8 protein-coding genes are annotated in these 8543 nt (G+C 73.4%); 4 read left to right on the top strand and 4 right to left on the bottom strand.

Annotation, left to right across the window (positions count from 1 at the left end; all coding sequences use genetic code 11):
* The 3 genes from AC1DUQ_RS12790 to AC1DUQ_RS12780 all read left to right on the top strand — a co-directional run.
* Positions 1 to 1103, top strand: a 1103-nt coding sequence (locus AC1DUQ_RS12790; RefSeq protein WP_477073903.1) for an amidohydrolase family protein, incomplete at its 5' end; no start/stop codon positions are given.
* Between the two features lie 414 nt (positions 1104 to 1517).
* A complete protein-coding gene (gene lnt / locus AC1DUQ_RS12785) occupies positions 1518 to 3083 on the top strand; it encodes an apolipoprotein N-acyltransferase (protein WP_477073902.1) in 1566 nt (521 codons plus the stop codon).
* Positions 3080 to 3853, top strand: coding sequence for a polyprenol monophosphomannose synthase (locus AC1DUQ_RS12780; RefSeq protein WP_477062027.1), 774 nt, complete (start codon positions 3080 to 3082; stop codon positions 3851 to 3853). Before lnt ends, AC1DUQ_RS12780 begins: the two co-directional genes overlap by 4 nt.
* A gap of 5 nt (positions 3854 to 3858) precedes the next feature.
* On the opposite strand, the gene AC1DUQ_RS12775 is transcribed toward AC1DUQ_RS12780, so the two are convergent.
* Positions 3859 to 4203: an RNA polymerase-binding protein RbpA gene (locus AC1DUQ_RS12775; RefSeq protein WP_028046368.1), complete on the bottom strand. Its 345-nt coding sequence runs from the start codon at positions 4201 to 4203 to the stop codon at positions 3859 to 3861.
* Between the two features lie 209 nt (positions 4204 to 4412).
* Here AC1DUQ_RS12775 and AC1DUQ_RS12770 point away from each other — a divergent pair, with 209 nt between their 5' ends.
* Entirely contained in the window at positions 4413 to 5363 is a 951-nt protein-coding gene (locus AC1DUQ_RS12770; protein WP_477062028.1) for an aldo/keto reductase, read from the top strand.
* Between the two features lie 6 nt (positions 5364 to 5369).
* On the opposite strand, the gene AC1DUQ_RS12765 is transcribed toward AC1DUQ_RS12770, so the two are convergent.
* The 3 genes from AC1DUQ_RS12765 to AC1DUQ_RS12755 all read right to left on the bottom strand — a co-directional run.
* On the bottom strand, positions 5370 to 5882 hold the full coding sequence (locus AC1DUQ_RS12765; RefSeq protein ID WP_477062029.1) for a hypothetical protein: 513 nt from the start codon (positions 5880 to 5882) through the stop codon (positions 5370 to 5372).
* Positions 5883 to 5972: 90 nt separating this feature from the next.
* Positions 5973 to 6446 carry a heme-degrading domain-containing protein gene (locus AC1DUQ_RS12760; RefSeq protein ID WP_477062030.1) on the bottom strand — a complete coding sequence of 158 codons (474 nt, stop codon included), beginning with the start codon at positions 6444 to 6446 and terminating at the stop codon, positions 5973 to 5975.
* 4 nt (positions 6447 to 6450) lie between these two features.
* The coding region (locus AC1DUQ_RS12755) for an LLM class flavin-dependent oxidoreductase (RefSeq protein ID WP_477073901.1) at positions 6451 to 8543 on the bottom strand (2093 nt) is incomplete at its 5' end.

Genomic DNA, 8543 nt, shown 5'->3' with positions numbered 1-8543 from the left:
CCCACCACGCGGCCCGCGACGCCGCGCGCGTGGTCACCCCCGAGCGCCGCACCGCCCTGTACCGCCGCGCCCTGGCGCACGCCGCCGCCCAGGGGGTCGTGTCCGTGCACGAGCACTCGGCGCCCTCCATCGACACGCGCGCCGGGCTCGTGGAGCTCCTGGAGCTGACGGCCGACGCGCACGACGGGCTGCCGCACCTGGTGGCCTACCGCGGCGAGCCGTGCGTGACCGTCGACGACGCCCGCGAGATCCTCGCGGCGATCCCGGGCCTCACGGGGATCGGCGGGGACCTCAACGTCGACGGCTCGCTCGGCTCCCACACCGCCGCCGTGCGCACGCCGTACGCGGACGCCCCGGAGACCTCCGGTGTGCTGTACCTGAGCGCGGAGCAGATCTGCAACCACCTGACAGCCGTGACACGTGCGGGGGTGCAGGGCGGCTTCCACGTCATCGGCGACCGCGCCATGGACGAGCTCCTGCTCGGCCTGCGCACGGCCGTCGACGTCGAGGGCCCGGACGCGATCGCGCGCATGGGACACCGGCTCGAGCACGCGGAGATGGTGGACGCGCCGACGCTCGCGGCCCTGGTCCTGCTCGGTGTGCGCCTGAGCATGCAGCCGGCGTTCGACGCCGCGTGGGGAGGACCGGACGGCATGTACGCCACGCGGCTCGGCGCGGGCCGCGCGGCGGCGCTCAACCCGCTCGCGGACCTGGCCACGGCCGGCGTCCCCCTGGCGTTCGGCTCCGACTCACCCGTGACACCCGTGGACCCGTGGGCGGGGGTCCGGGCCGCCGTGCAGCATCACGCGGCCGACCAGCGGATCTCCGCGCGTGCAGCCTTCCGGGCGTCGACCCGCGGCGGCTGGCGGGTCGCAGGGCTCGACCACACGGGCGCCGGGGAGCTGCGCGTGGGCTCGCCCGCGCACTTCGCGGTCTGGCGTGCCGAGCACCTCACCGTGCAGTCCGCCGAGGGCCGGTTCTCCTCCTGGAGCGCCGACGCGCGGGCGGGGATCCCGCTGCTGCCGGATCTCGCGCCGGACGCGCCGGCGCCGGTCTGCCTGCGGACGGTCCGGGACGGGATCGTCCTGCACGACGCGCTCTGACGTCCGACCGGGTGAATTCTGCGGCGCCGACAGCCGACCGGATCCGCCCGCTTCGACCCGATCCGCCGACACGCGGAGCGACACGCCGAGCCGAACAGTACAGACGGGACCGATGGTGCGCGGGTGACCTGCGCGTACGGCTCCCACCTGCACCGACGCCACCTTGACACCTCCGTGGATCTCGGTAGGTTCCTCAGGAGATCCACCGCGGAGACATGCCCACGACGACGTCGGGCCTGGGGGCCGCGGTAGGGGGTAGGGCTCCGACCGGGCCCGCGTGTTCAGTAGACAACGGTCCGTGCGCCTGCACGCAGACCGGTACGAAGGACGCGCGGGCCGGTCGGTCGGACCTCGGCCGGAGCCCTGACACCCGCCACTTTCTCCGGCCTCAGTCCGCTGACGTACCCTCCAGGGGTGCCCGCCCGTGAACCCGCCCGCTGGTGGACTCTCGTCCTCGCCGTCGCAGGTGGCGTCCTCACCCGGCTCGCGTTCCCGGCACCCGGATGGTGGGGCACGGCGTTCCTCGGTGTGGCCCTGCTGTACCTGGCCCTGCGCCGGGACAGCGCCCGCTGGAACGCCCTCGTCGGGCTCCTGTGGGGCCTTGCGTTCGTCGCGCCCCTGATCACCTGGGCCGACGAGGCGGTCGGCCAGGTGCCCTGGTTGGCCCTCAGCACGCTCGAGGCGTCCTACTTCGCGCTGTTCGGCGCAGCGTGGGCCTGGGCGCGGCGGGGCAACTCGGTGTGGCGCAGCGTCGGGCTGCAGGTGCTGGTCTTCACGATCCTGTTCGTCGCGACCGAGGAGCTCGCCGCCGCGTGGCCGTTCGGCGGGTTCCCGTGGGGCCGGCTGGCGTTCTCGCAGGCCGACTCGCCGCTCGCCGCCCTGGCGTCGCTGGGGGGCACGCCGCTGCTCACCGGGGCGGTGGTGGCCGTCGGCGTGCTGCTCGCCCGTATCCTGCTCGCTGCCCGCCGGCTGGAGATCGGGCGGCTGGTGATCGCGACGGCCGTCGTGGCCGCGTTCGTCGTCGTCGGCCTGCTGATCCCGCTCGACACCCAGGCGCAGACCGGCAGCCTGCGCGTCGGCGCGGTCCAGGGCAACGTCCCGGGCGTGGGGCTCGACGCGTTCGGCCAGCGCCAGGCGGTGCTGGACAACCACGTGGCCGGCACCATGGCCCTGCTCGACCAGGTGGAGCCCGGGGAGCTGGACCTCGTCCTCTGGCCGGAGAACGGCACGGACATCGACCCGCAGGTCGACCAGACGGCGGCGTCGCTCATCGACGGCGCGGCGCAGGCGGTGGGTGCACCGATGCTCGTCGGCACTGTCGAGTACCCGCCCAGCGGCGGTCGGTACAACACCGCCGTCCTGTGGGAGCCCGGCGTCGGCGTCACGGCCACCTACACCAAGCAGCACCCGGCGCCCTTCGCCGAGTACATCCCGATGCGTTCGCTGGTCCGGCCGTTCTCGTCGGCCGTCGACCTGGTGACGCGGGACATGCTGCCGGGGGACGAGCCCGGCTACATCCCGCTCGACTCCGAGCGCCTGGGCCGGACCGTCGGCATCGGGGACGTCATCTGCTTCGAGGTGGCGTACGACGGCATCGTGCGCGGGGCGGTGCAGGCCGGGGGAGAGGTGCTCGTCGTGCAGACGAACAACGCCTCCTTCGGGGTGTCCGACGAGTCGACGCAGCAGCTGGCGATGTCCCGCATCCGGGCCATCGAGCACGGGCGCGCGACGGTGCAGATCTCCACCGTGGGCGTCAGCGCGGTCATCGACCCCAACGGGGTGGTCAGCCAGCAGACCGGCCTCTTCACCGCGGAGCAGATGGTGGCTACCCTTCCTCTGCGCGACACGCTGACCCCCGCGACGAGGCTGGGCTCGTGGCCCGCATGGATCATCGACGCCCTCGCGGTGTGCGTGGTGCTCGCCGGTGCAGCCGGCGCACACCGGGTGCGTCGCTCCGACCGGATCGAGACAGCCGCATGACCGAGACCCCGCAGCGGGTGCTCGTCGTCGTCCCGACGTACGACGAGCGCGAGAACCTGCCGGGAGCGCTGGACCGCCTGCGCACCCACGTCCCGGACGCCGACGTCCTCGTGGTCGACGACGGCTCGCCCGACGGCACCGGCGAGCTCGCGGAGAAGATCGCGGAGACCGAGACGGCATCTGACGGCTCGCGTCGCATCCACGTCCTGCACCGGGCCGGCAAGCTGGGCCTGGGTACCGCGTACGTGGCCGGGTTCGGGTGGGCGCTCGAGCGGGGCTACGACGTCGTGGTCGAGATGGACGCCGACGGCTCGCACCGCGCCGAGGACCTGCCGCTCCTGCTTGCCGCGATCGGCGAGGCGGACCTCGTGCTCGGCTCCCGGTGGGTGCCCGGCGGGAGCGTGGTGAACTGGCCGATGAGCCGGCTCCTGCTGTCGCGCGGCGCGAACACCTACACCCGCATCGCGCTCGGCATCCCGCTGCACGACGCCACCGGTGGATTCCGCGCCTACCGCGCGTCGCTCCTGGACCAGCTGACCCTGCAGGACGTCGCGTCGCAGGGGTACTGCTTCCAGGTCGACATGGCGTGGCGCGCGGTCCGCTCCGGTGCCCGGGTGGTCGAGGTGCCCATCACGTTCGTCGAGCGCGAGCTCGGCCAGTCGAAGATGAGCCGCGCGATCGTCGTCGAGGCGCTGGTCAACGTGACCCGGTGGGGGATAGCAGAACGCTCCCGCCGTGTGGCGGGAGCGTTCCGTCGATCTCGAGGCTGAGTGCCTCAGGCGCTGCGGCGCAGCTTGCCCGAGCGGAGCAGGTCCAGGCGCTCGTCGAGCAGCTCCTGGAGCTCACCGACCGTCCGGCGCTCGAGCAGCATGTCCCAGTGGGTGCGCGGCGGCTTGCCGGCCTTCACCTCGGGCCGCGACGCGTCACGGAGCAATGCTTCCTCGCCGCAACGGCACTCCCACACCACCGGGACGTCGGCCTCGACCGAGAACGGCAGGATGATGGTGTGCCCGTTGGGGCAGTCGTAGTGAGCCTGGAGGCGGGGGGCGAACTCGACGCCGTCTTCCGTCTCCATGCTGTGGGACCCGATGCGCATGCCGCGCAGGGACCGGTTTGCCATCTGGGGAACCTCCGTGCCGTTGTACGGCCGTCGAGAGTGAGAACTTCCACCGGTGTCAACGGCGGGCGCCCCTCCAGTGTTCCAGGAGGACGTGAAGGTCTCGTGAACGCGGGTGGTGTGCGGGGGAGAGGCTTAGGGTTGCCCGAGTGAGCAATTCTTCGAGCCCGTCGCCCGTGACTACCCCTCAAGCCTCCCGCACCGACGCGGATATGTCCTTCCGACAGCTGGGTGACAGTGGTCTCACCGTCTCGGTGGCCGGTCTCGGTTGCAACACGTTCGGCGCGACGCTGGATCCGCAGGAGGTCCCGGCCCTGGTGGCGGCCGCGCTCGACGCGGGGATCACGTTCTTCGACACGGCGGACGTCTACGGCGGGGTGCCGGGCCAGAGCGAGGAGCTGCTCGGGGACGCGCTCGTCGGACACCGGGACGACGTCGTCATCGCGACGAAGTTCGGCATGGACGCGCGAGGTCTGAACGGCCCGGACTGGGGCGTGCGCGGCTCGCGCCGGTACGTGCGCCGGGCGGTGGAGGGATCGCTGACGCGGCTGCGGACCGACCACGTCGACCTGTTCCAGCTGCACGCCCCCGATCCCGTGACGCCCATCGAGGAGACCCTGGCTGCGCTGCACGAGCTCGTGGTCGAGGGCAAGGTCCGGTACATCGGCTCCTCGAACTTCGCGGCCTGGCAGGTGGTCGACGCCGACTGGAGCGCCCGGACGACTGGTGCGACGCCGTTCGTCTCGGCGCAGAACCGCTACAACCTGCTCGACCGGTCCGCCGAGGCGGAGCTGGTGCCTGCGGCCGAGCAGGCGGGTGTCGGCCTCATCCCGTACGTCCCGCTGGCATCGGGTCTGCTCACGGGCAAGTACCGGCGAGGGCAGTCCGCTCCCGACGGGTCGCGGCTGACGCGGATGCCCGAGCGGCTGGCCCGGGCCGACTTCGACCGGATCGAGGCGCTCGAGGCGCTGGCTCAGCGCTGGGGGATCGACCTACCGACCCTCGCGCTGGGTGGCCTCGCCGCGCAGCCCGCAGTCGCGACGGTCATCGCCGGCGCCCGCACGCCGGACCAGCTGCGCGCCAACGTGGCGTCGATCGCCTGGGAGCCGACCCTCGACCAGCTGGCCGCGATCGACGAGGCCGCGCCCGGACCCTCGGCCTGAGCGGAGTCACCACTCGAGCACCCGCGCCCGGCTCTGGCCGATCGCGACGACCGACCACAGGCGGACTCCCGCGTCGTCGGCAGCCTCCCGCACGGCCGGCACCCAGGACGCCTCGAACGCTCCGCGGTCCCCACCGGCCGCGCGGACGAGCCCCACGACGACCGACCCGCCCGGTGCGTCGGACGCGAGCACCGAGGCGAGCACCGCGACCAGCCGGCGCGCGACCGCCGGGTCGGCGCGCAGCGGCACGTCGGTGATCGGCAGGACGACGGGGATCGTGCGGTCCTGCGCGTCGAGCACGACGAACCAGAGCGCCGGCGGCCCGGACCGCTCGGGTCCCACGAGGTCGAGCAGCACAGCGAGCGCATCGCCGCCCGACCGCAGGGGCGCACCGGGTGGGTCGGGCAGGTCGTGGTCGGGACCGTCGACGTCGAGCACCCACGGCACGTCGGCCCGCGCGTCGTCGGGGTCGTCGTCCCAGTCCTCGTCGAACCAGCCGTGGTCCTCGCGCTCCGTCATGCGGACGAGCCTGGGACCGCCGCGGGCGCACGGAGGAGGGGCCGGACCGGTCGGTGGAGGAGCCCGCGGTGAGCCGGGGCTGGGGGCGGCTCAGGCGAGGTGCGCGGTCACGGCCTCGACGACGAGGGCGTGGTCCTCGGCCTGGGGGAGCCCGGAGACGGTCACCACGCCGACGATGCCGACGTCGTGGACGCGGATCGGGAAGGCCCCGCCGTGGGCCGCGAACTGCTGCAGCGGGAGGTCGTGCTGCGCGGAGAAGGTGGTGCCCTTGGCCGCGGCGCGCAGACCCACCAGGTAGGACGACGCCCCGAAGCGCTCGACCACGCGGACCTTGCGCTCGATCCAGCTGTCGTTGTCGGGCGTGGTGCCCGGTCGCGCCGCGTGGAACAGCTGCTGGGTGCCCCGGCGGATGTCGACCGTGACGGCCAGGTCACGCTCCTGCGCGAGCTCGACGATCAGGCAGCCCAGGCGCCACGCGTCGTCGTTGGTGAACGTGCGGAACACGAGGTCGTGCTCCTGCTGCTCGACGTGGGCGACGGTGCCGGCGATGTCGTCAGTGCTCATGACGTCATCGTGGCACGGGCGCCCCGGACGCCAGGGGAGCGACCCCGAAGTTGCCGTCGAACACGTGTTCGGGGTCGTACAGCGCCTTGAGCCGCGCGATCCGCGCGAGCGTCTCCGGCGGGAACGCCTCGGAGACGCGAGCGGGGGACTGGTTCGTCTCGAAGCTGAGGTAGACACCGCGCAGGTGCGGGGCGAGGCGTTCCCACCAGGCGTCGATCTGGGTGCGGCGGCTTCYGCGGGCGGACGCGAGCAACGAGAAGTTCTGCGTCCGGTGCGCGTACGCGGTCGCGGCCGGGTCGAGGTCGTTGACCGCGCCGCCGACGGCACGCAGCTGCAGCATGTCGGCGTCGCCGGCGGCCAGCAGGTCGCTGAGCAGCACGGCGAGCGCGGGTGTCACGTGCTCAACCAGGCCACCGCGCGCAGCGGAGTCGGCGCCGCCCGTGTGCTGACCGTGCTGCGCGGCCACGGTCGCGGCGTAGGGCACGAGCTGCGCCTGCTGCTGCAGGACGGGCGCCAGGTCGAGGAACTGCTCGAGCGCCCCGATCGCCGCACCGGTGTCGTCGTTCGCCCACACGATGATCGCGTAGCCGACGGCGGGGTTCTGCTCCCGGGCGGGCACGAGGGTGAGGAAGCTGGTGAGCTCGCGCGGCGACGACTCCACGAGCTCCGCCCACGACTCGACGAACGCCGCGGTGTCCGTGGCGTCGTACACGATCGTGGCGTAGACGACGTTGCCCACCTCCGCGGCCTCGATCTCGACCGCGGTGAGGATGCCGAAGTTCGCCCCGGCGCCGCGCACGGCCCAGAGCAGGTCCGGCTCGTGCTCGGCGTCGGTCCGGACCAGCCGACCGTCGGCGAGGACCAGCTCGGCGGCGACCACGTGGTCGAGCGTGAGGCCGTAGGAGCGCGAGAGGAAGCCCTGCCCGCCGGCCGTGACCAGCCCGCCGACTCCGACGTCGCCGTAGTCGCCGGAGCTGATGGCGAGCCCGACCGGTGAGAGCACCGAGGCGACGTCACCCCACCGGGCTCCGGCGCCGAGCCGCACGACGCGCGTCGCGCGGTCGAGCACCTCGACGGTGTCCAGCGCGCCGAGGTCGATGACGATCCCGCCGTCGTTCGTCGACCGACCGCTGATCCCGTGCCCGCCGCTGCGGACGGCGAACGGGACGCCCTGCGCACGCGCGTACCGGAGCGCCTCGCCGACCTGCTCGGCGGTGTGCGGCCGCAGGACGAGCCCGGGGGAGCCGGAGTAGACGTAGGACGACCGCACGCGCGCGTACTCGCGGTCACCGGGCTCCACGGCGGTCGCGACGAGCGAGGCGGGCAGCCCGTCGTAGTCGATCCCGGAGCGCCGCTTGGCCAACGCGATCACGGGCCGGACGGAGCCTGTGGCGGTGCCGGCGGCAGCACGTTCGGACGCGACGGCGTCCCGCAGGGCCGGCGCGATCTCTCCGCCGAACACCGCGATCGTGGTCTCGTCGTCGGTACCCAGGATGAAGGTGGCGATCCCGTCCTCCAGGACCAGGGTGAGCAGGTCGTCGACCCACCGGTCGGGAGTGCCTTGCAGGAACCCGCTGCCCTGGAACGACCCGCCTCCGAGGTTGAGCAGGCGCCGGATCTCGCGGGGGTCACGGCCGGCCGCGGCCGCGGCGTCGTCGATGCGCGCGTTTCCGGCCGCAAGGTCGCCCGGCTTCAGGTATCCGAGGCTCGGCAGCCACCCGTCGGCCTTGCGCCCGACGAGGCCGAGCATCCTCGGCTTGTACGCGCCGAGCCAGATCGGGACGTCGTGGACGGGCGCCGGGCCGCGCTTGGCGCCGTCGACGTGGTGGTGAGTCCCGTGCACCCGCAGCGGAGCGCGCTCGTCGGTGTCCCAGATGCCCCGGATGATGTCGATCGCCTCGTCCAGCGCGTCCACGGCCTGCCCGGGCGTCAACCGCGGCGCACCCATGGCGACTATCGCGTCCCAGAACGCTCCTGACCCGAGCCCGAGCGCGAACCGGCCGCCCGACAGCAGGTCGAGGCTCGCCGCGGCGCGCGCCAGGACGGCCGGTGGCCGCAGCGGCAGGTTCAGCACGTTCCCGGCCACCTGGACCCGCG

The organism is Cellulomonas sp. P4_B5_2 (assembly GCF_056402235.1).
The sequence above is the reverse complement of the archived record's forward strand: the minus strand, read 5'-3'. Positions and strand labels throughout refer to the sequence as shown.